25 protein-coding genes are annotated in these 22270 nt (G+C 63.6%); 13 read left to right on the forward strand and 12 right to left on the reverse strand.

The window, feature by feature from the left end:
* The 5 genes from BBA01S_RS41405 to acs form a co-directional block, all read right to left on the reverse strand.
* On the reverse strand, window positions 1-490 hold a 490-nt coding region (locus tag BBA01S_RS41405; protein WP_042297283.1), incomplete at its 3' end, for a contractile injection system protein, VgrG/Pvc8 family.
* 467 nt (window positions 491-957) lie between these two features.
* Complete coding sequence (locus BBA01S_RS46830) at window positions 958-1101, reverse strand: hypothetical protein (RefSeq protein WP_156965958.1); 144 nt, start codon at window positions 1099-1101, stop codon at window positions 958-960.
* A gap of 128 nt (window positions 1102-1229) precedes the next feature.
* The gene (locus BBA01S_RS15300; RefSeq protein WP_027817219.1) at window positions 1230-3248 is read right to left on the reverse strand and encodes a sodium:solute symporter family protein; all 2019 of its coding nucleotides are present in this window, start codon (window positions 3246-3248) and stop codon (window positions 1230-1232) included.
* Complete coding sequence (locus BBA01S_RS41410) at window positions 3245-3610, reverse strand: DUF4212 domain-containing protein (RefSeq protein WP_042297285.1); 366 nt, start codon at window positions 3608-3610, stop codon at window positions 3245-3247. Before BBA01S_RS41410 ends, BBA01S_RS15300 begins: the two co-directional genes overlap by 4 nt.
* A 119-nt stretch (window positions 3611-3729) precedes the next feature.
* A complete protein-coding gene (acs, locus tag BBA01S_RS15310; protein WP_027817220.1) occupies window positions 3730-5712 on the reverse strand; it encodes an acetate--CoA ligase in 1983 nt (660 codons plus the stop codon).
* Window positions 5713-6048: 336 nt separating this feature from the next.
* On the opposite strand from acs, the gene BBA01S_RS15315 reads away from it, so the two are divergent.
* The 9 genes from BBA01S_RS15315 (at window position 6049) to BBA01S_RS15355 (ending at window position 13901) form a co-directional block, all read left to right on the forward strand.
* Window positions 6049-6942, forward strand: a complete 894-nt coding sequence (locus BBA01S_RS15315; RefSeq protein WP_027817221.1) for a DMT family transporter — start codon at window positions 6049-6051, stop codon at window positions 6940-6942.
* Between the two features lie 213 nt (window positions 6943-7155).
* Window positions 7156-7785: a TIGR00645 family protein gene (locus BBA01S_RS15320; RefSeq protein WP_027817222.1), complete on the forward strand. Its 630-nt coding sequence runs from the start codon at window positions 7156-7158 to the stop codon at window positions 7783-7785.
* Between the two features lie 81 nt (window positions 7786-7866).
* Window positions 7867-9390: a fumarate hydratase gene (locus BBA01S_RS15325; protein ID WP_027817223.1), complete on the forward strand. Its 1524-nt coding sequence runs from the start codon at window positions 7867-7869 to the stop codon at window positions 9388-9390.
* Window positions 9391-9639: 249 nt separating this feature from the next.
* Complete coding sequence (bfr, locus tag BBA01S_RS15330) at window positions 9640-10119, forward strand: bacterioferritin (protein WP_027817224.1); 480 nt, start codon at window positions 9640-9642, stop codon at window positions 10117-10119.
* Window positions 10120-10246: 127 nt separating this feature from the next.
* Window positions 10247-11113, forward strand: coding sequence for a glutamate racemase (gene murI, locus BBA01S_RS15335; RefSeq protein ID WP_027817225.1), 867 nt, complete (start codon window positions 10247-10249; stop codon window positions 11111-11113).
* 272 nt (window positions 11114-11385) lie between these two features.
* On the forward strand, window positions 11386-11646 hold the full coding sequence (locus BBA01S_RS15340; protein WP_027817226.1) for a (2Fe-2S)-binding protein: 261 nt from the start codon (window positions 11386-11388) through the stop codon (window positions 11644-11646).
* A 263-nt stretch (window positions 11647-11909) separates the two neighbouring features.
* Window positions 11910-12644, forward strand: a complete 735-nt coding sequence (locus BBA01S_RS15345; RefSeq protein WP_027817227.1) for an energy transducer TonB — start codon at window positions 11910-11912, stop codon at window positions 12642-12644.
* Between the two features lie 84 nt (window positions 12645-12728).
* Window positions 12729-13463 carry a MotA/TolQ/ExbB proton channel family protein gene (locus BBA01S_RS15350; protein WP_027817228.1) on the forward strand — a complete coding sequence of 245 codons (735 nt, stop codon included), beginning with the start codon at window positions 12729-12731 and terminating at the stop codon, window positions 13461-13463.
* Between the two features lie 18 nt (window positions 13464-13481).
* Window positions 13482-13901 carry an ExbD/TolR family protein gene (locus BBA01S_RS15355; RefSeq protein WP_027817229.1) on the forward strand — a complete coding sequence of 140 codons (420 nt, stop codon included), beginning with the start codon at window positions 13482-13484 and terminating at the stop codon, window positions 13899-13901.
* A gap of 488 nt (window positions 13902-14389) precedes the next feature.
* Here the strand turns inward: BBA01S_RS15355 and BBA01S_RS15360 are convergent, their stop codons facing one another.
* The gene (locus BBA01S_RS15360; protein WP_042297289.1) at window positions 14390-15406 is read right to left on the reverse strand and encodes a LysR family transcriptional regulator; all 1017 of its coding nucleotides are present in this window, start codon (window positions 15404-15406) and stop codon (window positions 14390-14392) included.
* Window positions 15407-15528: 122 nt separating this feature from the next.
* Here BBA01S_RS15360 and BBA01S_RS15365 point away from each other — a divergent pair, with 122 nt between their 5' ends.
* The 4 genes from BBA01S_RS15365 to hemP all read left to right on the forward strand — a co-directional run bounded on the left by BBA01S_RS15365 (window position 15529) and on the right by hemP (window position 17948).
* A complete protein-coding gene (locus BBA01S_RS15365) occupies window positions 15529-16419 on the forward strand; it encodes a pirin family protein (RefSeq protein WP_027817231.1) in 891 nt (296 codons plus the stop codon).
* Window positions 16420-16577: 158 nt separating this feature from the next.
* Window positions 16578-16976, forward strand: coding sequence for an OsmC family protein (locus BBA01S_RS15370; RefSeq protein ID WP_027817232.1), 399 nt, complete (start codon window positions 16578-16580; stop codon window positions 16974-16976).
* Between the two features lie 41 nt (window positions 16977-17017).
* The gene (locus BBA01S_RS15375; RefSeq protein ID WP_027817233.1) at window positions 17018-17503 is read left to right on the forward strand and encodes an SRPBCC family protein; all 486 of its coding nucleotides are present in this window, start codon (window positions 17018-17020) and stop codon (window positions 17501-17503) included.
* 181 nt (window positions 17504-17684) lie between these two features.
* On the forward strand, window positions 17685-17948 hold the full coding sequence (gene hemP, locus BBA01S_RS15380) for a hemin uptake protein HemP (protein WP_027817234.1): 264 nt from the start codon (window positions 17685-17687) through the stop codon (window positions 17946-17948).
* Window positions 17949-18037: 89 nt separating this feature from the next.
* Here the strand turns inward: hemP and BBA01S_RS46835 are convergent, their stop codons facing one another.
* The 6 genes from BBA01S_RS46835 to BBA01S_RS15410 all read right to left on the reverse strand — a co-directional run bounded on the left by BBA01S_RS46835 (window position 18038) and on the right by BBA01S_RS15410 (window position 22244).
* Window positions 18038-18214: a hypothetical protein gene (locus tag BBA01S_RS46835; RefSeq protein WP_156965959.1), complete on the reverse strand. Its 177-nt coding sequence runs from the start codon at window positions 18212-18214 to the stop codon at window positions 18038-18040.
* A gap of 114 nt (window positions 18215-18328) precedes the next feature.
* Window positions 18329-18736: a GlcG/HbpS family heme-binding protein gene (locus tag BBA01S_RS15390; RefSeq protein ID WP_027817235.1), complete on the reverse strand. Its 408-nt coding sequence runs from the start codon at window positions 18734-18736 to the stop codon at window positions 18329-18331.
* A 132-nt stretch (window positions 18737-18868) separates the two neighbouring features.
* Window positions 18869-20293: a 4Fe-4S binding protein gene (locus BBA01S_RS15395; protein WP_027817236.1), complete on the reverse strand. Its 1425-nt coding sequence runs from the start codon at window positions 20291-20293 to the stop codon at window positions 18869-18871.
* A complete protein-coding gene (locus tag BBA01S_RS15400; protein ID WP_027817237.1) occupies window positions 20290-21135 on the reverse strand; it encodes an FTR1 family iron permease in 846 nt (281 codons plus the stop codon). The genes BBA01S_RS15395 and BBA01S_RS15400 overlap by 4 nt, the downstream gene beginning before the upstream one ends.
* Before the next feature lie 83 nt (window positions 21136-21218).
* Entirely contained in the window at window positions 21219-21563 is a 345-nt protein-coding gene (locus tag BBA01S_RS15405; RefSeq protein WP_407668316.1) for a cupredoxin domain-containing protein, read from the reverse strand.
* A gap of 132 nt (window positions 21564-21695) precedes the next feature.
* A complete protein-coding gene (locus tag BBA01S_RS15410) occupies window positions 21696-22244 on the reverse strand; it encodes an iron transporter (protein ID WP_027817239.1) in 549 nt (182 codons plus the stop codon).
* Window positions 22245-22270 lie beyond the last annotated feature (26 nt).

The raw sequence follows: 22270 nt of genomic DNA on the forward strand, positions 1-22270 counted from the left end.
AGTAGATGAGGCCCTGAAGGACTTCCTCAACGATCTCGATAACGGATTTTCTCTGGAAAATCCGGTAATCAGTCGACTTTCCAGGCAATGCAATCCACGGCTGGATCACCACCGCGTACTGGCACTGGCGGTTCAGGCGCTTGAGGAAGCGCGCCTCGGTCACGATGCCGGAAATCTCGCGCGCGCCCGCGCCGATGTTCATCGCCCCCGCAACCGCACCCATGCCCTCCAGTTCAATCGTGACGGTCAGTTCCGTGCCGATGAGTGCCTTCATGTCGAGGGACGCGGCCTCTATTTCAGGCACGCCAAGCGACGTGGTCAGGATCAGGTCGTACTGGCATACGGTGGAAAGCCGTTCCTCGCCCTTGATGGCGCTGAGCACGAAGACCGGTTCGCCATCGGCCTGTTCGGGCAGCGCGGGGCCGGTCACGGTCATGGTGCGTTTCTGGGCGCCGGGCCACCACGCGCCAAAGATGTTTTTGTTCTTCATGCCGGGTAGCCTCCCGGCTTGCGGTCACACAGGTAGACAACGAGGCGGACAACGTGAAACGGGCGACGCATGGAGCCAGCTCCTTTGCTTTGATCGTTATTGCTGCGGGATACCGGTGTGCAGGAAGAAAGCGGCCACGGAACTGTAAATCTCCATCGCGCCAGACAGGCGGCCCATCAGAAAAATCCGAAACAGGAGCTTCGCCTGCGCGCAGAACCGGATTACTTTGATTCAGTTCAGGTCAGCGGCTGCTGCCGCGCGTGCGCGTGCGCGTGCGCGTGCAGTCAAGACACCGCGTATGGGCTCGAACAAGGATCAATCTACAAAAGGACGGTCATGGATAGGCAAAGCCGACATCGTCCGGCGCGATGTGGACTTGGCGCGGGCCAGAATGTGTCGCTCCTAGCCCTCGTCCTTTGCCGTTACCAACACCTTGCGTGCGAGCGCGCAGAAGGCCTGGGAGCCAATCACGTGCTCCAGCACGCCGTCGCCGCCGACACTTCGAGAAACGGCCGCGCCCTGACGCGAATAAAAACCAGGTCGCCGACTTCGAGCAGCGTCGCCGCATTCAAGCTGACGCTGGAATGGCGATGTTCAGCAATGGAAATCATCGGGAATCCCGTTGGGTCTGGTTGCAAAGAACGCATTCTTGCGCTTCGCATCCCAGCCCACCGATCCCGACAAATTCGCTCAAAAAAGCACCACCACAAGTATCGAAATCCGATACCGCAATGCAACCCTAAGGATGCCGAATATAATCCACCAGCGCGACCGTATACTCATCCGGCTTGCGATCCACAAGACTCACCAGAATCGCCGCCAGAAACCCCGCGGGCACGCCAAACACCCCCGAACTAATAGGCTCGATGCCAAACCACCGCGCCCCTTCAAAACCCGTCAGTTGCGTAAAGAACGGATAAGTCGAAACGATGTAATACACGCACACAGCCAGCCCGGCCACCATGCCCGCCACTGCGCCCAGCCGCGTCGTCCGCTTCCAGAAGACACCCAATACCAAAACCGGAAACAAACTCGAAGCCGCCAGCGAAAACGCCGCGCCCACCAGAAACAGAATATTCCCCGCATTGAGCGAAGCGACCCACGAAGCAAATAGCGCCACGCCCAGCAGCAAAATCTTCGACATCGTCACGCGCCGCTGACTCGACGCATTGGGATCGACCATGTGGTAATACACGTCGTGCGAAAGCACATTCGAAATCGTCAGCAGCAAGCCATCGGCGGTGGACAGCGCCGCCGCCAGTGCCCCCGATGCAATCAATCCCGACATCACATAAGGCAGCCCCGCAATTTCCGGCGCGGCCAGCACCACCATATCGGGCTGCATCTGGATATCGCTCCAGTGCACAATGCCGTCGCTATTCACATCGGAAATACCGATCATGTACGGTTCGATACGCCGCCACTGCATGACCCAATGCGGCAAGTCGTCGAAGTGCTGCCCGACCAGGTGCGAAAGAATCTCGAACTTGATCAGCACCGCCAGCACTGGCACGGTCAAATAAAACAGCGCGACAAAAAACAGCGTCCACCCCACCGACCGCCGCGCCGACGCCACCGAAGTCGTCGTGTTATAGCGCGTGAGAATATGCGGCAGGCTCGCGGTTCCCAATGACAGACACAACAACAGCGACAAAAAATTACGCTCGTGAATGCGCCGCGCGTCGTCGCTTTCGGCGGGAAACGGTTCGTGCATCGGCACGGGCGGCGTGGCGCGCGCGAGCAGGTCGTCGCGACGCTGCGTCCACGCCGCGCGCGCGGCTTCCGCGTCGCGCGGGAAATGCGCGACCTCGCGTTCGAGCGAATCGATATCGCGCAGTGGCCCATTGTGGCGGCGCAAGTCCGCGAGCGAATCGACCAGGCGCGTCTTCTCCTCCACGTACGACTGCGGCAGCGCATCCAGACGCGACTGCCACAGCGCCGCACGGTGGCGATATTCCTCGCGCACGTTCGCTTCGGCGCCCGAATCGCGCACATCGCGTTCGAGCGTTTCCACGCGCTGCATGACCTTGCCGTAATCGAATTGCGGCACCCAGCCGAGCCCATCTCGATGCGCGATCAACGACACCGGAATCAGAATCGCCGCGATCAGGATGATGTATTGCGCGACCTGCGTCCACGTGACGGCACGCATGCCGCCCAGGAACGAACACACAAGAATGCCGGCCAGCCCGCAGAAAATGCCGATCGCAAAGTCCACGCCGATAAACCGCACGGCAATCAGTCCCACGCCCTGGATCTGCGCGACCAGATACACGAACGAGCAGAGTATCGTCGCAAGCACCGCCAGCGCGCGCACGAGATTGCTGGAAAAGCGCGTGCCGAGAAAATCCGCGATCGTGTAGCGCGCGAGCTTGCGCACATAGGGCGCGAGCAGGAACGCGACCAGGCAGTAACCGCCCGTCCAGCCCATCAGGTACGCGAGGCCGTCGTAGCCGCTTGCGTAGAGCGAACCCGCGAGGCCGATGAACGAGGCCGCCGAAAGCCAGTCGGCGGCCGTTGCCATGCCGTTGAACACCGAGGGCACACGCCGCCCCGCGACGTAGTATTCGACGAGATCCGAGGTTCGGGACAACAGGCCGATTACCGCATAGACCGCGATCGGCACGAACAGGAACACGTAGCCGATCCACATGCCGGGGCCGGTGACGCGTTCGATGCGCCCCATCACGTAGACGAAGGCCAGAAAGCCGAGTGTATAGAGCGCGTAGGAGCGGATCAGCCGATGCGCGAGCTTCATGGTTGCGGCGCCTGGCGAGCGTCGCGGATCGCGTCTTCGGCTTCGCGTGCGGCCTGCAATTCGCGGTCGGCGCGCTGCATCAGCACAATGTAGACGATCACCAGCGCCACGTAGACCAGAATCGCCCCTTGCGCCCCGATGTAAAACGACAGGCTGAAGCCGGCAAAGCGCACCGTATCGAGCGCGCGCGCAAAGAGTGGCGCGACGAACGACACGGCGAAGCCTATCGTCATCAGCACGCCGATCAGCGCGAGGTTAAAGCGCCAGTAACGCCGATGCGCGAGCGCCATCGCCCGGCTGACCGGCGGCGGCTCGGGTGCGGGATTGAGGTTGTTGTGCGGTTGGGTGTGTGGCACGGCCATGCGCCTGTGTAGCAAAAAGGCGCTGGCGCGGCAATTGGGAGGAATGCGAAGGAGACGCGAGCGACCAGGCAAAAACGCCGCGCAGCGCGCGGCGTCCTTGAGCGATTGAGCCAATCCGCTTAAAGCGATTCGCCGAGCTGATCGAGAATCGCCGGGTTCTCCAGCGTCGAGACGTCCTGCGTGATCGCCTCGCCCTTCGCGAGCGAGCGCAGCAATCGGCGCATGATCTTGCCCGAACGCGTCTTCGGCAGGTTCTCGCCGAAACGGATGTCCTTCGGCTTGGCGATCGGCCCGATTTCCTTGCCCACCCATGCGCGCAGTTCGTTGGCGAGCTTCACGGCTTCGTCGCCATGCGGGCGCGTCGCCTTGAGCACCACGAAGGCCACCACGGCTTCGCCGGTCGTGTCGTCCGGACGGCCCACGACGGCGGCTTCGGCCACAAGCGGGTTGGCCACCAGCGCCGACTCGATTTCCATCGTGCCCAGGCGGTGGCCCGAGACGTTCAGCACGTCGTCGATGCGGCCCATGATCGTGAAGTAGCCGCTTTCCTTGTCGCGCACGCTGCCGTCACCGGCGAGATACAGCTTGCCGCCCAGTTCCTCGGGGAAGTAGCCCGACTTGTAGCGCTCCGGCTGGCCCCAGACGTTGCGGATCATCGCGGGCCACGGGCGCTTGACGACCAGAATGCCGCCCTGCCCGTTCGGCACGTCCTGGCCGGTTTCGTCGACGATGGCCGCCATGATGCCCGGCAGCGGCAGCGTGCACGAACCCGGCACCAGCGGCGTTGCGCCCGGCAGCGGCGTGATCATGTGGCCGCCGGTTTCGGTCTGCCACCACGTATCGACGATCGGGCAGCGCTTGCCGCCCACGTTCTCGTAGTACCAGATCCACGCTTCCGGATTGATCGGCTCGCCGACCGTACCCAGGATGCGCAGCGACGACAGGTCATAGCTCCTGGGATGCACCTTCGCATCGGCTTCCGACGCCTTGATGAGCGAGCGGATCGCCGTGGGCGCCGTATAGAACAGCGTGACCTTGTGCTTCTGGATCATGTCCCAGAAGCGGCCCGCGTTCGGGAAGGTCGGCACGCCTTCGAACACGACCTGGGTCGCGCCGATCGTCAGCGGCCCGTAGGCGATGTAGCTATGGCCCGTGATCCAGCCGATGTCGGCCGTGCACCAGAAGACGTCGTCGGGCTTGTAGTCGAACGTCCACTTCATGGTCTGCGCGGCCCACAGCAGATAGCCGCCCGTGCTGTGCTGGACGCCCTTCGGCTTGCCCGTCGAACCCGACGTATAGAGGATGAAGAGCGGATGTTCCGCGCCCACCGGTACCGGCGCGCAGGTGTCGCTTTCCGCTGCCGCGGCTTCGTGCATCCAGAGGTCGCGGCCTTCCTTCCACGCGACCTTGCCGCCCGTGCGGCGATAGACGAACACGGTCTGCACGGCGTCGCAGCCGCCCATGGCGAGGGCTTCGTCGGCGATGTTCTTCAGCGGCAGCGCCTTGCCGCCGCGCATCTGTTCGTCGGCGGTGACGAGCGCGACCGCGCCCACGTCCACCATGCGTTCGTTGAGCGACTTCGACGAGAAGCCGCCGAACACCACCGAGTGCGTCGCGCCGATGCGCGCGCAGGCCTGCATCGCCACCACGCCTTCCACCGACATCGGCATGTAGATGACGACGCGGTCGCCCTTCTTCACGCCGCGCGCCTTGAGCGCGTTGGCAAAGCGCGAGACGCGCGCGAGCAGGTCTTTGTAGGTGACGTTGGTGACGGTGCCGTCGTCGGCTTCGAAGACGATGGCGACGCGCTCACCGTTGCCCGCTTCGACGTGGCGATCGAGGCTGTTGTACGAGGCGTTGAGTTCGCCGTCTTCGAACCAGGTGTAGAACGGCGCTTTCGATTCGTCGAGCACCTTCGTGAAGGGCTTTTGCCAGCTCAGCGTTTCGCGCGCGAGACGCGCCCAGAAACCTTCGTAATCGCGTTCGGCTTCGGCGGCGAGCGCCTTGTAGGCGTCCATGCCGGACACCGTCGCGTTTGCCACCGTTTGCGCGGACGGCGCAAAGACACGATGTTCCTGAAGAACCGATTCAATCGCAGACATCGACAACCCCTTGGTGAAGATGAAACGTCAAACTCATGGACGCGTGCGGCATCGTCGATGCCTGCGCGCGCCGTCTCCTGTTTGCCGCCGCGCCCTCTGCGGCTTGAGCGCGGGCGGCGGTTCTTTGCTGCGGTTCTGTGCTGCCATTCTTTGTTGCGTCCAGCATGGACTCTCGCGCCTGTCCATCGGTTCGCGTCCGTGCAAGATTAAGCGCCGCAACTTACCCGCTACTTACGCAGCGCACCGATCTGGCGCGCGCCTGGCAACGGTCTCGCGATAGCGACCTCTTAAACGGCCATTTAGAATGCTAACTGATCTGAGCGCCAGGATTCCAGCTTGAACCGTCATTCACTTTTTCTCGTCGCCGCCATGCTGCTCGTGGGCAGCAATGTCGGCATCGGCAAAACGATCGTTGCGTATTTGCCCGTTGAGCTGTTCGCGCTGCTGCGTTTCGTGATCGCCCTCGCCGTGCTGTGGCCCCTGCTGCGCCTTGCGCGCATGCGCCGCGTGAAGCGCGGGGAATGGCTCAATCTGTTCCTGCAGGCGCTCTTCGGTACATTCGGGTTTACGCTGCTGATGCTCGGCGGCGTGCATCGCACCAGCGCCGTCGCCGCGGGCGTCATCACCAGCACGATTCCCGCCGTGGTCGCGCTGTTCTCGTGGCTGTTCCTGCGCGAGCGCCCCGATGCGCGCGCCTTCGCGTCGATTGCGCTCGCGATCGCGGGCATTGCCGTCATCAATCTCGCGCATGTCGATGCCAGCGCCGCCAGTCCCGGCTCGTTCGCCGGCAACCTGATGGTGCTGGGCGCGGTCTGCTGCGAATCGCTCTATGTGATCCTTTCGCGCCGTCTCACGCAGACGCTCGCGCCGCTCGAAATCTGCGCGTACACGCATCTGTTCGGCCTGCTGCTGATGCTGCCGGTGGGGCTGTCCGGCGCGTTCTCGTTCGACTACGCGAGCGTGCCGGCCGGCATCTGGGGCCTCGTGCTGTGGTACGGGCTGTCGGCCAGCGTGTTCTCGTTCGTGCTGTGGATGATGGGCATCCGTCACGTGCCGGGCAGCATCGCGGGCGTCTTCACGGCCGTGCTGCCGGTGGCCGCCGCCGTCTACGGCATGGTGTTTCTGGGCGAACGGCCCACGCCCGCGCATGGCGTGGCGCTGGCCTGCGTGGTCGCGGGCATCGCGCTCGCGAGCTTCAAGGGCAAACGCGTGCCGCCCGTCGCCTCGTGATGGGGCTTCCGGCGCGTCGTCCTGAAATCGTGTAATGACCCTGAAAGTTTGGCTGTCCGGATCGCGGCGAAGTGTCGCGCCGACGCGTTACAATAGCGCCCGCCCGGCCCCCTGCGGAGCTGCGGCGCGAACGGCGCGGGCCTTCTGAGACTCGGCGCGGCGCGCCCGGCGCAGCGTGGGCCTCGCCCGATTTCCGCCCTACGTGAAACGCCCATGTCCGCCGCACGCCCCAAGCCGCCCGCCGCGAAGTCCGCCGCCCTCGCCCTGCCTCGCCGCCGCATGGGCGTGCTGCCCAGCATCATCTTCATGAGCCGCTGGCTCCAGGTGCCGCTTTACCTGGGCCTGATCGTCGGCCAGACGGTCTACTGCGTACTCTTCATCAAGGAAGTCTGGCACCTCGTCACCCACGCGATGTCGCTCGACGAGACGAGCATCATGCTCGCCGTGCTCGGCCTGATCGACGTGGTGATGATCTCCAACCTGCTCATCATGGTGATCGTCGGCGGCTACGAGACTTTCGTGTCGCGCATGGGCCTGGAAGGCCATCCCGACGAGCCCGAATGGCTCGATCATGTGAACGCCGGCGTGCTGAAGGTCAAGCTCGCGATGGCGCTCATCAGCATTTCGTCGATTCATCTGCTGAAAACCTTCATCAACCCGGACGCCGTTTCGGAGCGCACCGTGATCTGGCAAGTGGCCATTCACATCGCCTTCCTGCTGTCCGCGCTGGTGATGGCCTGGATCGACCGTATCACCACGCATACGCATCCCGAGCACTATCACGATCTCGCCGCGCGCCATCCGGTGCCGACGGCGGTGCGCGAGGCTGCTGAAGCAGATTAGATAGATAGAGCCGGACGCCAACCGGCCAGGTCAAAACACAATTCCACAGTTCGAATCACCCCGTCCCCATAGAAGCTAGCCATGACCGTCATCAAGCAGGAAGACCTGATCCAGAGCGTTGCGGATTCGCTCCAGTACATCAGCTACTACCATCCGCAGGACTACATCGAAGCGCTTGGCCGCGCCTATGAGCTGGAAGAGAGTCCGGCCGCGAAAGACGCGATCGCGCAGATCCTCACCAACAGCCGCATGTGCGCCGAAGGCCGCCGCCCGATCTGCCAGGACACGGGCATCGTCACGATCTTCGTGAAGGTCGGCATGGATGTGCGTTGGGACGGCGCGACGATGGGCGTCACCGACATGATCAACGAAGGCGTGCGCCGCGGTTACCTGAACCCGGACAACGTCCTGCGCGCGTCGATCGTGTCGCCGCCCGAAGGCGGCCGCAAGAACACCAAGGACAACACGCCGGCCGTGATCCACTACGAGATCGTGCCGGGCGACAAGGTCGACGTGCAGGTCGCGGCCAAGGGCGGCGGCTCGGAAAACAAGTCGAAGTTCGTCATGCTCAACCCGTCCGACTCGATCGTCGACTGGGTGCTCAAGACCGTGCCGACGATGGGCGCAGGCTGGTGCCCGCCGGGCATGCTCGGCATCGGCATCGGCGGCACCGCTGAAAAGGCGATGCTGATGGCGAAGGAATCGCTGATGGAGTCCATCGACATTCAGGACATCATCAAGCGCGGCCCGAAGGACTGGATCGAAGAACTGCGCGTCGAACTGCACGAGAAGGTCAACGCGCTCGGTATCGGCGCGCAGGGCCTGGGCGGCCTCGCCACCGTGCTCGACGTGAAGATTCACGCAGCGCCGACGCACGCGGCTTCGAAGCCGGTCGCGATGATCCCGAACTGCGCCGCCACGCGCCACGCCCACTTCGTGCTGGGCGGCTCGGGCCCGGCGAAGCTGGAAGCGCCGTCGCTCGACGCATGGCCGAAGGTCAACTGGGAACCGAACACGGAAACCAGCAAGCGCGTCGACCTGAACACGCTCACGCCGGAAGAAGTCGCTTCGTGGACGCCGGGCCAGACGCTGCTGCTCTCGGGCAAGATGCTCACGGGCCGCGACGCCGCGCACAAGCGCATCGCCGACATGCTCGCCAAGGGCGAGAAGCTGCCGGTGGACTTCAAGAACCGCGTGATCTATTACGTCGGCCCGGTCGATCCGGTGCGCGACGAAGTGGTCGGCCCGGCAGGCCCCACCACCGCCACGCGCATGGACAAGTTCACCGACCTGATGCTCTCGCAGACGGGCCTGATCTCGATGGTCGGCAAGGCCGAGCGCGGCCCGGTCGCCATCGACGCCATCAAGAAGCACAAGGCGGCGTACCTGATGGCCGTGGGCGGCGCGGCGTACCTCGTGTCGAAGGCGATCCGCGGCTCGAAGGTCGTGGCGTTCGAAGACCTCGGCATGGAAGCCATCTACGAGTTCGACGTCCAGGACATGCCGGTGACGGTCGCGGTCGATTCGTCGGGCACGTCGGTTCACAAGACCGGCCCCGCCGAATGGCAGGCGAAGATCGGCAAGATTCCGGTCGCGACGGCTTGATCGCTTGATGATTCTCGATATGAGAGATAATCGGCGCTCAATAGCAACGCCGAACTAGAAAACCGGGGCCCAGCGCCCCGGTTTTTATTTGAGTAACGCGAAACGTACTGAGACTAATTCTCAGCACGCTGCAAATAGCTGGATTTGGCTGCAATTTGACGCAGATTGTGTCTTGGCTTTTGTGTATTGAGCGTTTATTGTTTGATCCCAGTGTTAAAACCTGCACGCCCCCACAAGGAAGGAAAAACTATGCAAGGCGACAAGAAAGTCATCGAATATCTGAATGCGCAGCTCAAGAACGAGCTGACCGCGATTAACCAGTACTTCCTGCACGCCCGCATGTACAAGCATTGGGGCCTCGAAAAGCTCGGCAAGCACGAATACGACGAGTCGATCGGCGAAATGCGTCACGCAGACTGGCTCATCGAACGTATTTTCATGCTCGACGGCCTGCCCAACCTTCAGGATCTGCACAAGCTGCTGATCGGCGAAGAAACCCAGGAAGTGCTCGAATGCGACCTGAAGCTCGAGTACATCTCCCAGGGCACCTGCAAGGAAGCCATCGCTTATTGCGAATCGGTGCGCGATTTCGTCTCGCGTGAAATCTTCACGAAGATTCTGGACGACACCGAAGAGCACATCGACTGGCTCGAAACGCAGATCGACCTGATCGGCAAGGTCGGCATCCAGAATTATCAGCAGACCATGATGGGTTCGGTAGAATCCTGATCCCGGATTGCTGTACGGCCGCACCCGCGCTCCCGTGGGTGCGGCCTTCGCAACGCCAGCTTTTCAGTACCTTAAGTACCCTTTTGTACCCTTTTGTACCCTCTCCCGTTCTCCGTTTCCGACTCACGTGAACCATCCGGCTCCTGACTGCGCCACGCCTGTCGCGCCCATCGGCATCTTCGATTCCGGGCTGGGCGGCCTTTCGGTGCTGCGCGCCGTGCGTGCGCACCTGCCTGAGCAGCGGATCGTCTACGTGGCCGACTCGCGCTATGCGCCCTATGGCCAGCGCGACGACGACTTCATCGCCGACCGCACGCTCGCGATCGGCGAATGGCTCGTGGCGCAGGGCGCAAAGGCGCTGGTGGTCGCCTGCAACACCGCGACGGCGCAATCGATCGAGTTCGTGCGCGCGCGCCTGCCGATCCCGCTCGTGGGCGTGGAGCCGGGCGTGAAGCCCGCGGCACAGCAGTCGAAGTCGCGTGTGGCCGGCGTGCTCGCCACCCAGGTGACCTTGCGCAGCGCGCGCTTCCAGGCGCTGGTCGAGCGCCACGCCGACGACCTGCGCGTGCTCTGCCAGCCCGGCCACGGTCTGGTGGAAGCGGTCGAGCGCTGCGACATCGATTCGCCGGCACTCGTCGCGCTGCTGCGCGGCTACGTCCAGCCGATGCTCGACGCGGGCGCGGACACGCTGGTGCTCGGCTGCACGCACTATCCGTTTCTGGATGCGGCGATCCGCTCGATCGTCGGCGAGCGCATGACGCTGATCGATACCAGCGTGGCCATTGCGCGCCAGCTCGAACGCGTGCTCGACCAGCACGGCCTGCGGCCTGCGACGACCGGCCGTGCCGCCGCCGCCGACGTGCGGCTTTGCTCGACCAGTGACGGCACGCACCTGCGCGCGCTCGCCGCTGCACTGCTCGATATCGATGCGCCGGTCGAACGCGTCCAGATCCCTTCGCGCCGCACCCGCGAGCTCGAATCCGACGCTGCCTGAATACAACAGGCGTACCAACCGGCGCCTTTTCGGTCGCCCGTTCCGCCCCCATTCTTACACCCGTCTTTCGCCATCTGGCCCCGCCTGACGGGCGCTAGCCACGGCCTTGTGCGATCGCGCCCCGATCTGCCGTCTGGCTGATCCAGAGCAAAATCCCTGCTAAGCATCCGGTTTTGTTACAAAAATTCCGACTGCATGCTCGCCAAGTGCTTGCCAAACGAGCCAAACATAATGATAATAATTCGCATTAACTCTCTCTATTGCGCTCCATCATGATTGTCTGCGTGTGCAAGTCCGTCTCCGACCGTACGATCCGTGCCTCGATTGCCGAGGGCATGGACTCTTTCGACGAGCTGCAATTCGAGCTCGGCGTCGCGACCTGCTGCGGCAAGTGCGAAGAATCTGTTCGCGACGTGATGGCGCAAAGCGGTGTCTGTGCAAGCCGTTGCGGCGTGACGCATCACCACGCTCACCCGGTCGTCGCCGTGCCGCACGTCGTGCCGATGACGTTCTACGAGCGCAAGGCCGCCTGATTTTTCCGTGGTGCGCGTTTCAAGCCTGCTGAGGCGCGCGCCGCAAAAACGCTCAGATAACCGAGCGCTTTATCGCCGACAGCAAGCCAGTTTCACGACCAGCCAGCTACCGCTCGCACCTTTTTCTGGAGGACGGGATGGAATTGCTGATCGGATTTGTGACCACCGTGTGCATCTCGCTGTTGATCTTTCGCCCATAAAGCTGCCCGTAGCGACGCGTTGTCTGCCTTGTGCGCCGTCGATTACAGGGCGGCCACGCTAACATGCAGGCTTCTCAAACCACCGCCAACGCGCTGACCTTCCCCGCCTTACGCACGAATCGCCGTGTCGTAATCGCGACGGCGATCGTCCTTGCGCTGCACGCCGCGCTCATCGCCGTCGTGCTCACGCACCACGACGACGCCAAGCCCATCGCACTCGAATCGCAAGCCATCACGGCCGAGCTGCTCAAGCCTGAGCCAGTCGCCGCGCCGGCCGCGATCCAGTCCACGCCGACTCCGCCGCCGCCCAAGCCGGTACCCATCAAACGCGAAAAGCCCAAGGCCCAGCCGAAGCAAAAGCCGACGCCCACGCCGCCGCTACCGGTCGCCGCCGCGCCCTCGCAGCACGCTATCGAAACGCCCGCGCCCGCCGATCCGTCGCCGCCCGCCCCGGTCGCGCCCCCGCCGCCACAAGCGGCCGCGGCCGCACCGGCCAAGCCCGTGATGGCGCTGTCCGCGCCCAAGAACGTTTCGCACCTCGACTGCCGCATCGTCGAGCCGGACTACCCGACGCTCTCCAAGCGCCGCGGCGAGACCGGCACGGCGCTCGTGCACTTCGTGGTGGGCCTCACCGGCAAGATCGAAAACATCGAGTTGCGCAAGTCCAGCGGCTACAGCCGCCTCGACGACGCCGCGATGGACGCCATGCGCAGCAGTGCCTGCAAGCCGTACCTGGAGGACGGCCAGCCGGTGCGCGCAGCGTACACGCAGCCCTTCGATTTCAGCCTGCACGATTGACGCACAGGTGTCGGGCGCGCGGCCAGCTTCGCGCGCCTGAATGAGAATCACACTGTTTTGATGAATTGAATTAAAGGAAAAAGCATGCAGAACTACGGTATCGCCCACGTCTGGGCGCAAGGGGATTTCGTGACGCGCGGCATCGCGCTGGCACTGTTCATCATGTCGGTGCTGTCGTGGTGCGTGATCGTCGTGAAGGGCTGGAACGTCGCGCGCCTGAAGCGCCAGACCAAGAACGCCGAACAACAGTTCTGGCACTCGGACGATCTCGCGGACGGCGTGAAGAAGCTCGGTAGCGGCACGCGCGACGACAATCCGTTCCTCGCCCTCGCCCTCTCGGGCCAGGAAGCCGCCGATCACCACCACCAGACGCAACCGCATCTGCACGACCGCATGGACGTGTCGGACTGGGTCACGCGCTGCCTGAAGGACACGATGGACGAGTCGGTCGCGAAGATGCAGTCGGGCCTCGCGATCCTCGCCTCGATCGGCAGCACGGCGCCGTTCGTCGGCCTGTTCGGTACGGTGTGGGGCATCTATCACGCCCTGCTCTCGATCGGCGCATCGGGCCAGACCTCGATCGACGCGGTCGCGGGCCCGGTCGGCGAAGCGCTCATCATGACGGCGTTCGGCCTGTTCGTCGCGATTCCGGCGGTGCTCGGCTACAACGCGCTCACGCGCGCCAACAAGGCCATCGTCACGAAGCTCAACCGCTTCGCGCACGGCCTGCACGCCTTCTTCGTGACGGGCGCACGCCTGTCGTCGACGGCCAAGGGCGGCAACGCCGGCAACCTGCGCGTCGCCGCACGCAACCATTAATCCGCGGAGGCAAGCAACATGGCGATGAGCCCTTTTGCCAGCGACGACGACGATGGCCTCATGAACGAAATCAACATGACGCCGCTCGTCGACGTCATGTTGGTTCTCCTGATCGTTTTCATGGTGACGATCCCCGTGATCCGTCACGCCGTGAAGATCGACCTGCCGCACGCGAGCAGCCAGAAGGAAGACACCAAGCCCGCGCAGATCAATATTTCGATCGAAGCGGACGGCACGGTGCTGTGGGACGGCAATGCCGTGAGCGACGAACAGCTCAACGCGAAGATCGCGGCGGCCGCCCAGCAGGAACCGCAGCCGGAGCTGCACCTGAACGCAGACCGCAAGGTGCAGTACGAGAAGGTGGCGCAGGTGATGTCGGCGGCGCAAAGCGGCGGCCTCACGAAGCTCGGTTTCGTGACCGATCCGGCGCATAAGTAAGCAGCACTGCGCTACGTTGTAGCGCATGCGCGATGCGAAACGCGCGGCTCCAGGGCCGCGCGTTTTCTTTTGCGCCGATTGATTCGGATGCCGAATTATCGATGTACAAAGTAAAAGGCCTCCATCGTCGGATGAAGGCCTTTTTTTGAGCGCACGCGGCGCATTCGGGCGGTGGCGACACTCCCCGACAATCGCTCGGTTCACGTCGGCACATGCGACTGCCGTGTTGGACACGGACTGCGCTTACGGCCCTGAAGGCTCACTATGATAGCGGCCATCAATTCCCGCACAAGACCGGTGCTTGGCGAGAGGACTTCAATATATTCCTCTCGCTCCCCGGCTTCAAGACTTCGGCCATTGAAAGTAACGATTGCCGGCGGCGCTTAAATGCCAAAAAGCAAACACGCCGCTAACCGGTACAAGCCTTCATACAAACGAACATGCGTGCATGTTCGCAAAGCTCTCGCGCGTCGCAGCCGCGCGGGCCATCAAGCCGTTTCGATATTGCTCACGGCCTTGGCGCGCTGCGCCTCGATACCGTTCTTCGCGATCAATGCGTCGATATCGCTTTTAAGCGGGCATTCCTGTTGCAGGCTCTTGTCGGCGTCGAGCACCTCGACGAGGTAATCGACAAATGCGCGCACGGCCGGAACCATGCCCTGGCGCGACAGAAACACCGCATAGAGCTGCGGCACCGGCAGCGTCCAGCCCGGCATCACCGGCGAGAGCTTGCCTGAGCGCAGCGCGGCGCCGTACATCATCTCCGGCATCGCAGCGATCCCGAGGCCTTGCAGCGCGGCTTCGCGGATCGTCGTGAGGTCGGCGCTGATGAGGCGCGGCTCGTGTTCGTGCGAATGACGCGTGCCGTCCGGCGCGATCAGGTGGAACACATGGCGGCCGTCGCCCGTGGGCGTATCGAGCGTCTCGAAGCGGGTGAGATCGTCGGGCGTGAGCGGCGGCGCGTTCTGCGCGAGCAGGCTGGGCGCGCCCACCAGCATCTGCTCGGTGCGCCACAACGGGCGCACCACGATGTTGGCGTTCTGCGGCGGCTCGGAGCGCACGCGCAGCGCGATATCGACGGAATCCTCGAACAGATCGATCACGCGATTGGTCACGCGCATCACCACCCGCACTTCGGGGAAGCGATGCATGAATTCGGGAATGATCTGCGAAAAGATGGTCTGCGAGAGCGTGACCGGCACGCTCACGCGCACCGTGCCGCGCGGCGACGAGCGCAGCGACTGCACGACGTTCACGGCGGCCTGCGCCTCCGCGAGCATCGCGCGGCAGTGCTGGTAGAACAGCTCGCCCGCCTCGGTCAGCGCGAGCTTGCGCGTGGAGCGTTGCAGCAGGCGCACGCCCAGCGACGCCTCCAGTTCGCTCACGCGGCGCGACAGCCGCGACTTGGAAATGCCGAGCACTCGCTCGGCCGCCGAGAATCCGCCGTGTTCGACGACCTGCGAGAAATACATCAGGTCGTTCAGGTTGTGCGAATCGATTTTCATGTCGTCGTTCCAGCGATGGGACAATCCATTGCGATCAGGCGGTCAAACAGGCCAAATCGGCTACCTATAATAGCGGTTTGTTTCGCATATCGCTCAATTCCCATTTTTTCGAGGTGATATCCATGTCGGCCGTCCGCTCGATCGCCCACGTTTTTCCCGCCGTTCGCACCACCGAGGGCGGTGGGTTCGTCGTTCATCGTCCCTTCCCTACCCGTCAGTTGATGGACTTCGATCCGTTCCTGCTGCTCGACGAGATGGGGCCCACCGACTACGCGCCCGGCGCGGCCAAGGGCGCGCCCGACCACCCGCATCGCGGCTTCGAGACCGTCACGTACATGCTCGCGGGCCGCTTCGGCCACAAGGATTCGGCGGGCCATTCGGGCACGCTCAACCCCGGCGACGTCCAGTGGATGACGGCGGGCTCGGGCGTCATTCATAGCGAAATGCCTGACCCCGAATTCACGCGCACGGGCGGCCGCATGCACGGCTTGCAGTTGTGGGTGAACCTGCCGGCCACGGACAAGATGATCGCGCCGCGCTATCAGGAGATGCCGCACGCAGGCATTCCGCAAGGCCGCTCGGCGGACGGCAAGGCCACGGTCAAGGTGATCGCGGGCGAATCGCTGGGCGCGAAGGCCGCCATCGACACGCGCACGCCTATCCTGTATCTGCACTTCACACTCGCGCCCGGCGCGCGCGTGGAGCAGCCGGTGCCGTCGGCGTGGAATGTGTTCGCGTACGGTATTTCGGGCACGGCGCGCTATGGTGCTGAAGGCGCCGAAGGCGAGTCGATTGGCGCGCAGCAGATGGTGGCGTTCGCGGGCAACGGCGACACCGTGACGATCGAAGCGCCCGCCGATGCGAGCGAGCCGGTGGAAGTGCTGCTGATCGGCGGGCTGCCGCTCAACGAGCCGGTCGTGCGCTACGGCCCGTTCGTGATGAACACCGAGCAGGAGATCCGCCAGGCCGTGCTCGATTACCAGGCCGGGCGCATGGGGCAGATCTCGCACTGAACGTAGCGGTTTAGCAAGCTTCGGCACGCGCTATGCGCGCCGAGGCTTGCCCACAACGATCGCCGCTTTTTGTCACAATAAGGTTTTTGACGCCGCGCACCGGACTTCCTGTCCGGGCGCGGCGGATTCCACTCAACCGTTCCGTCCGCGAGGAGCGCATGGCCGACACCGCAGTCACCGCACACATTGGCTCGACGAACTATCAGGTGCAGTTCGACGACGGCACTCACACGTGGATCGCCGACGAACCGGCCTCGCTCGGCGGCGGCGACCGCGGGCCGACGCCCTTCTCGCTGCTGCTGTCGAGCCTCGGCGCCTGCACCACAATCACGCTGAAGATGTACGCTCAGCGCAAGGAGTGGCCGCTCGAAGGCGTGCGCGTGAAACTGTCGATGGAAACCGGCAGCGAAGGCACGACCATCGATCGCCAGATCGGGCTCGAAGGCCCGCTCTCGGACGAGCAGCGCGAACGACTGCTGCAGATCGCCAACGCCTGCCCGGTTCATAAGATCCTCACGAACACCATCCATATCCGCTCGGGCCTCGTCGCCGCGTGAGTGCGCACGGACAAGCACGGACATCACAGGAAGCTGTCGCCTTGAATTTCGAACACCTCATCCAGATCAACGACCCGACGAATCCGCTCGTGCAGCCGATGACGCGCGAGCAGCTCTGGGAGGGCCTCGTGCTGCGCGCCGAGCAGCCGCAACTTTTCGTGCTGGGCCTCGATAGCTGCGAGATCCTCACGCGCGAAGCCAATACGCTCGAGCGCGAGCTGCACTACGGCCACGCCACCGTGCGCGACCGCGTCACGCTCACGCCCAACGAGAGCGTGCGCTACGACATCCTCGCGACCGCCGAATACGTGGGCGGCTCGCTCACGATGACAATCGAGCAACCGGAGCCGCTGGAGCTGTTCCTGCGCTTCGAGTACCGCACGACGCTGCCGACCGCCGAGTCCGGCGAGGAGCACGAGACCTCGGAGATCGTGAAGTCGGCCTATCGCGAGTCCGATATCGACACCGTGCGACTGATTCGCCAGTACGTGCAGGGCCCGGGCGAGCCGGAAGCGCCGCTGCACTGAATTTCGCTCACCCCATCACGCCCGGCCCCGCGCCGGGCGTTGTTTTTTCAGGGACGCGCGGGTGCAACAGGCATAAAGCTATCGCTACCCGTTTTCGATGAATTTATCGCAATTGAAAATAAGAACAATTATCATTTAGAATTCATCCATCGAATCGAGACACAGACCAACCGTCACGTTCATGACTGAATTCAACCGCTCATCAACACTTAGCCTGCGCCGTTCGGGCTCCGCGTTGACCGGCCCGCGAGCGCCGAAGGCCATCGCACCCGCCGCCGTCACGCGTCACAGCACCGAACCGGCCAGCAGCACGCCCGCCAGCAGCGAGCGCTCGCTGGACAGCACGGCCCTGCTGCAAGGCCGCAGCCATGTGAGCATCCTGCACAACGGCGAGACCTATCAGCTGCGCGCCACGCGATTGGGCAAGCTGATTCTCACCAAGTGAGGTTCTAGTTTTAGTACCGGGTATTGTGGGGACCGCCTCCATCGAGAGGCGTTGGGCAGTAGCCAGCAACGACGGCTTGCACGCGAGATCTAGACCCCTTCGTGCATACATCCTTCAAGCTTCAAGCCGGCCGTCATAGCAAGCCAAGCCATTTTTTTGTTCTCACCTGTATCAACGGGAGCGGCGCGCGAAGCGTTGCCGTCCTGGGCGAGCGCCGCGGCATAGTCCGCGGCTTTTGCTTTTTTGCCGTTGTTGCTTTGCTGCATGGGGAAGGCAGCGGCGGTTCGCGTTTATGTGAATCAACGTGCGGGCACGATCTGATTCGGCGATACCGAGGCGCGATTATAACCGCGACCTCCCCCTACTCGTAAACCCCTTCTTTATTCGATGCGCAGCGCGGCGATGCCGGCCTGGGCGATCATCGCGTCCTGGTCGGACTTCACGCCCGACACACCCACCGCTCCAATCACGTCGCCCTTGACGACGATAGGCACGCCGCCTTCGAGCATCGCCGTGAGCGGCGCGCTCAGGAATGCCGTGCGGCCCTGGCGGATGACTTCTTCGTACACCTTGCTTTCCTTGCGGCCCAGCGCGGCCGTGCGCGCCTTGCCGTGGGCGATCTCGGCGCTAACGGGCGCCGCGCCATCGAGGCGGCGCAGGTACAGCAGATGGCCGCCATCGTCGACAATCGCAATCGTCACGTTCCATTCATTTGCGCGGGCGTGCGCGACGGCTGCATCGGCTGCGCGGATCACATCTTCGTCGGTCAGTACTGCTCGCGTTCGCATGGGTGTCTCCGAAAAGTAAAAAACCAGGCAGACCCAATGGCCGACCTGGTTTTTTGAGAGTAGCACCCGGACTGACGCTGCGACGCCCCAATGCGGCGTATACCGCCTATATCAGCGGCGCAGGAAAAATGCTCAACGCGTCCAGCCCCAGAACATGAGCCACCACGCGCTGTCGACCACGGCGAGCGCGAGCGCGAAGCCCACCATCGCCAGGCCCCGCTGCCAGAAACGCGTGCTGTAGCGGCCCGTGACGCGCCACGCGAGCCACGCGCTCCACAGGTTCGTGATGACGAGAATCGCGATGCGCACTTCGGTTGCCCAGTCGAGCGGCACATGCTCGGCGCGCAACAGCGAAAGCGTCGTCGCCGACAGACCAAGGAACACGCCCGCGCCCGCCAGCGGAATCAGCGATTGTGCGAAGTGATGCAGGCGGCGCATCTCGAAGCGCCCGAGCGTGGCCGTCGAAGCCGCGAGAATCGCGAACAGCGCCGTGCCGTAGACAAGCCCCGTCGCGACGATGTAGCCGACGATCATCGTGCCGTCGAGCCACGAGAACACGTCGTTCTGCTCGGGATAATGCGTGAGCAGGAACCACGGCGCGTTGGTGTCGAGCGGCCAGGTGATATCGCGGTCAATGAGCCAGCCCGCGAGCCACTGCTTCATGCCGATGAACCACGGCGACCCCGTCCAGTGGAACGCGCCGATGGCAATGCCAAGCAGTCCGTACAGAATCAGCGCGGTGTCCCAGCCGTTGGCCTGGCTGTCGCCCAATTCGACGACTTCTTCGGCCGGCGAGCGCCACGACAGCGAGATCGCGTCGCGGTGACCGCTGCAACGGCCGCACATATGGCATTGCGCCGCGCCCTTCATATTGCGCAGCGGCACGAGCGGCGCGCAATTGACGGGAATCACGCGATGCCCGCCGTGCTCGCCATGCGTGTACGAGTTGCGCCACGCGTCTTCATCGACCTTGAAGCGAAACGGCGCGAGCCGCGCCAGAAGCGCAAAAACCCCGTTCACGGGGCAGAGATATTTACACCAGACGCGTTTCTCGCGTCCGTACAGGAAGCCAATCACCATCGCGCCGAGCGTCGATCCGCCCAGCACCAGCAACACCGCTTTCGGGTACTGGTAGACGCTCACCATCTGGCCATAAATGGTCGTGAGCCCGAAAGCCACGAAAGGCCAGCCGCCCCAGCGCATCCAGCGCGGGATCGCCCAGCCACGGCCGAACTTGCTGGCGAATTCGGTGAGCGCGCCTTCCGGACACAGCACGCCGCACCACACGCGTCCGAGCATCACCATCGAAAGCAGCACGAACGGCCACCAGATGCCCCAGAACACGAACTGCGCGGCGAGCGTCAGGTTGTTCCAGAGGTGCGAGGTATCGTCGGGCAGCGGCATGACCGCCGGCACGAGGATCAGGAACGCGTAGACGGCGACCACGACCCACTGCACGCCGCGGATCACCGCGCCGTGCCGCTGCATCCATTGGCCTGCCTGGGTCAGCCTGCCCTGCCGCCGCATGCCGGGCGGCTGGGCCGATGCACAACTCATGCTGCTTTCCCCCTGGCCACGGCGGCGTTACGTCCGCTCGCGCGACGCGCGAGGAACCACACCACGAGCCAGTACACGGCGTAAGCGATCAGGTTCATCAGCGCCGGATGCGCGCGATAACCCGTGAGCGTCGCGACCAGCGAACCGAAGGTGCTCGAATCGTCGAGCAGCGCCGACGAATTCCACACCTGGTCGACGATGGTCGGCAAGATTTCCTTGTCGATCAGCTTGTCGACGCCGGTCTGGAACAGGCCTGCGCCGAGGAACAGCAGCATGATTTCGGTGACGCGGAAAAAGAGGCGCCACGAGAAAATCTTGCCGCCCAGTTGCAGCAGATAGAACGTCAGGAACGCGAGGCCAAGGCCCAGCAGCACGGCCACATACTGGCTCGCGTCGACGTGACCCGACTGGCCGAAACCCAGGCCGTAGAGGAAGATCACCGTCTCGCTGCCCTCGCGTGCAATGGCGAGCGCGACCAGCACCGTAATGCCCCACCAGTTGGCGTCGCGTGTGGTCTTTTCCAGCGACTCTTCCATCTCGCGCTTGAGCGTGCGGCCATGCTGCTTCATCCACAGCACCATCTGCACGATCAGCACGCAGGCCACCAGCACCATGGCGGTCTGGAAGTAATCCTGGGCGTCGCCCGACAGCACTTCGGTGAAGCCGACCAGCGCCGCGCCCAGCGCCACCGCCGCCAGAATGCCGAGGCCCACGCCTGCCCACAGATACGGCAGGCCGCGCCGCGCACCGGCGTCGCCGTTCTTCAGCCACGCATACAGAATGCCGACGACGAGCAGCGCTTCCACGCTCTCACGCCAGACGATGAACAATACCTGACCCATTCAACACCTCCTGCCGCCAGCCGTCTGCTGACCGCGCTTTGTTACCTGGCAGCCTTTACTTCGCCACCCTTCCTTCGCAACACTTACTTGGCGACGATCACACCCTGTGCCTGCTGGTGGAAATCGTCGAAGAACTTGTACTCGCCCGGATCGAGCGGCGCGATCACGACGAACGAATCCGCGCCCGGCGCCAGCACTTTTTCCTTGCGCAACTGGACGCTCTCGAACTCGGCCGCACCCTTGCCGGTGTTGCGCACCTCGATCTTGATGCGCGTGCCCGCCGGCACTTCGATGCGCGCGGGGTTCAGCTTGCCATCGTTCATTTCGAGCTTGAACGTGGGCAGATCCGCGGCGTGCGCCACCGTGGCCACGCCCGCGAGCGACACCGCAAAAGACGCGCTGAGCGCGAGCGCCGCAAACTTTCGCATTCCAGTCATTGCTTTTACCTGCTCCTTGCTGACATTCATGCGGCGGCGCTGCACGAGATGCGCGCCGCCGCGCGAGCTGCCGGTTGAAGCCCTGGCAAGCGCCAGGCCTTCGCCCTCGTGGTCGCAGCCCTCTTAGTAGCCGCCCTTCTTGCCGATGCCCGCGAACGGGAAATCGTATTCGATCGTGATGGGCTTGAACCACGGGCCCACGCCGGTTTCCTTGTCGACGTGGCGGCCGAACGCCATGTGGCCCATTTGCATCGGCGCTTCGACGATCATCTTGAGGTGATACTTGCCGGGGCCAGCCAGCTTGACGTTGTCGCCATAGTGCGGGCCGTCGTTAGCCACCATCGGCATCAGGTCGCCCTTTTGCACGTAGCTCGAACCCGGCTTGGTCAGCTCGTAGTGCACCTGCAGGTACGGCATCCAGTCGCCTTCGGCGAAACCGGTCGGGTTGTTCTTGACCGCGTGGATGTCCGTTTCCAGGTGGATGTCGGAATCCGACGCCTTGCGCATCATGCCTTCCGGTTCCATGGTGATCGGCTGCAGATAGACCGCGCCGATTTCCATGCCGCCCTGGATCTGCTGCTTGCCGATCGGGTACTCGGCCGCCTGAGCCGAAAACGCAGCGGCCGCAGCCGCGATGACGGCGGTGCCGCGCACGAAAGAATGGATCCGCATCGAAACTCCTGATTTTTTATGAGAGG

The organism is Paraburkholderia bannensis NBRC 103871, from assembly GCF_000685015.1.
Classification (GTDB): Bacteria; Pseudomonadota; Gammaproteobacteria; order Burkholderiales; family Burkholderiaceae; genus Paraburkholderia; species Paraburkholderia bannensis.

Excerpts from the sequence above, each read along its gene's own strand:
- acs (WP_027817220.1), bottom strand. The coding sequence starts at position 5,712 with ATGTCTGCGATTGAATCGGTTCTTCAGGAACATCGTGTCTTTGCGCCG.
- BBA01S_RS15350 (WP_027817228.1), top strand. The coding sequence starts at position 12,729 with ATGCAGAACTACGGTATCGCCCACGTCTGGGCGCAAGGGGATTTCGTG.
- BBA01S_RS15300 (WP_027817219.1), bottom strand. The coding sequence starts at position 3,248 with ATGAAGCTCGCGCATCGGCTGATCCGCTCCTACGCGCTCTATACACTC.
- BBA01S_RS41410 (WP_042297285.1), bottom strand. The coding sequence starts at position 3,610 with ATGGCCGTGCCACACACCCAACCGCACAACAACCTCAATCCCGCACCC.
- BBA01S_RS15410 (WP_027817239.1), bottom strand. The coding sequence starts at position 22,244 with ATGCGGATCCATTCTTTCGTGCGCGGCACCGCCGTCATCGCGGCTGCG.
- BBA01S_RS46830 (WP_156965958.1), bottom strand. The coding sequence starts at position 1,101 with ATGATTTCCATTGCTGAACATCGCCATTCCAGCGTCAGCTTGAATGCG.
- BBA01S_RS15340 (WP_027817226.1), top strand. The coding sequence starts at position 11,386 with ATGATTGTCTGCGTGTGCAAGTCCGTCTCCGACCGTACGATCCGTGCC.
- BBA01S_RS15345 (WP_027817227.1), top strand. The coding sequence starts at position 11,910 with ATGCAGGCTTCTCAAACCACCGCCAACGCGCTGACCTTCCCCGCCTTA.
- BBA01S_RS15320 (WP_027817222.1), top strand. The coding sequence starts at position 7,156 with ATGTCCGCCGCACGCCCCAAGCCGCCCGCCGCGAAGTCCGCCGCCCTC.
- BBA01S_RS15360 (WP_042297289.1), bottom strand. The coding sequence starts at position 15,406 with ATGAAAATCGATTCGCACAACCTGAACGACCTGATGTATTTCTCGCAG.
- BBA01S_RS15365 (WP_027817231.1), top strand. The coding sequence starts at position 15,529 with ATGTCGGCCGTCCGCTCGATCGCCCACGTTTTTCCCGCCGTTCGCACC.
- BBA01S_RS15390 (WP_027817235.1), bottom strand. The coding sequence starts at position 18,736 with ATGCGAACGCGAGCAGTACTGACCGACGAAGATGTGATCCGCGCAGCC.
- bfr (WP_027817224.1), top strand. The coding sequence starts at position 9,640 with ATGCAAGGCGACAAGAAAGTCATCGAATATCTGAATGCGCAGCTCAAG.
- hemP (WP_027817234.1), top strand. The coding sequence starts at position 17,685 with ATGACTGAATTCAACCGCTCATCAACACTTAGCCTGCGCCGTTCGGGC.
- BBA01S_RS15355 (WP_027817229.1), top strand. The coding sequence starts at position 13,482 with ATGGCGATGAGCCCTTTTGCCAGCGACGACGACGATGGCCTCATGAAC.
- BBA01S_RS46835 (WP_156965959.1), bottom strand. The coding sequence starts at position 18,214 with ATGCAGCAAAGCAACAACGGCAAAAAAGCAAAAGCCGCGGACTATGCC.
- BBA01S_RS15325 (WP_027817223.1), top strand. The coding sequence starts at position 7,867 with ATGACCGTCATCAAGCAGGAAGACCTGATCCAGAGCGTTGCGGATTCG.
- BBA01S_RS15400 (WP_027817237.1), bottom strand. The coding sequence starts at position 21,135 with ATGGGTCAGGTATTGTTCATCGTCTGGCGTGAGAGCGTGGAAGCGCTG.
- BBA01S_RS15370 (WP_027817232.1), top strand. The coding sequence starts at position 16,578 with ATGGCCGACACCGCAGTCACCGCACACATTGGCTCGACGAACTATCAG.
- BBA01S_RS15405 (WP_407668316.1), bottom strand. The coding sequence starts at position 21,563 with ATGCGAAAGTTTGCGGCGCTCGCGCTCAGCGCGTCTTTTGCGGTGTCG.
- BBA01S_RS15395 (WP_027817236.1), bottom strand. The coding sequence starts at position 20,293 with ATGAGTTGTGCATCGGCCCAGCCGCCCGGCATGCGGCGGCAGGGCAGG.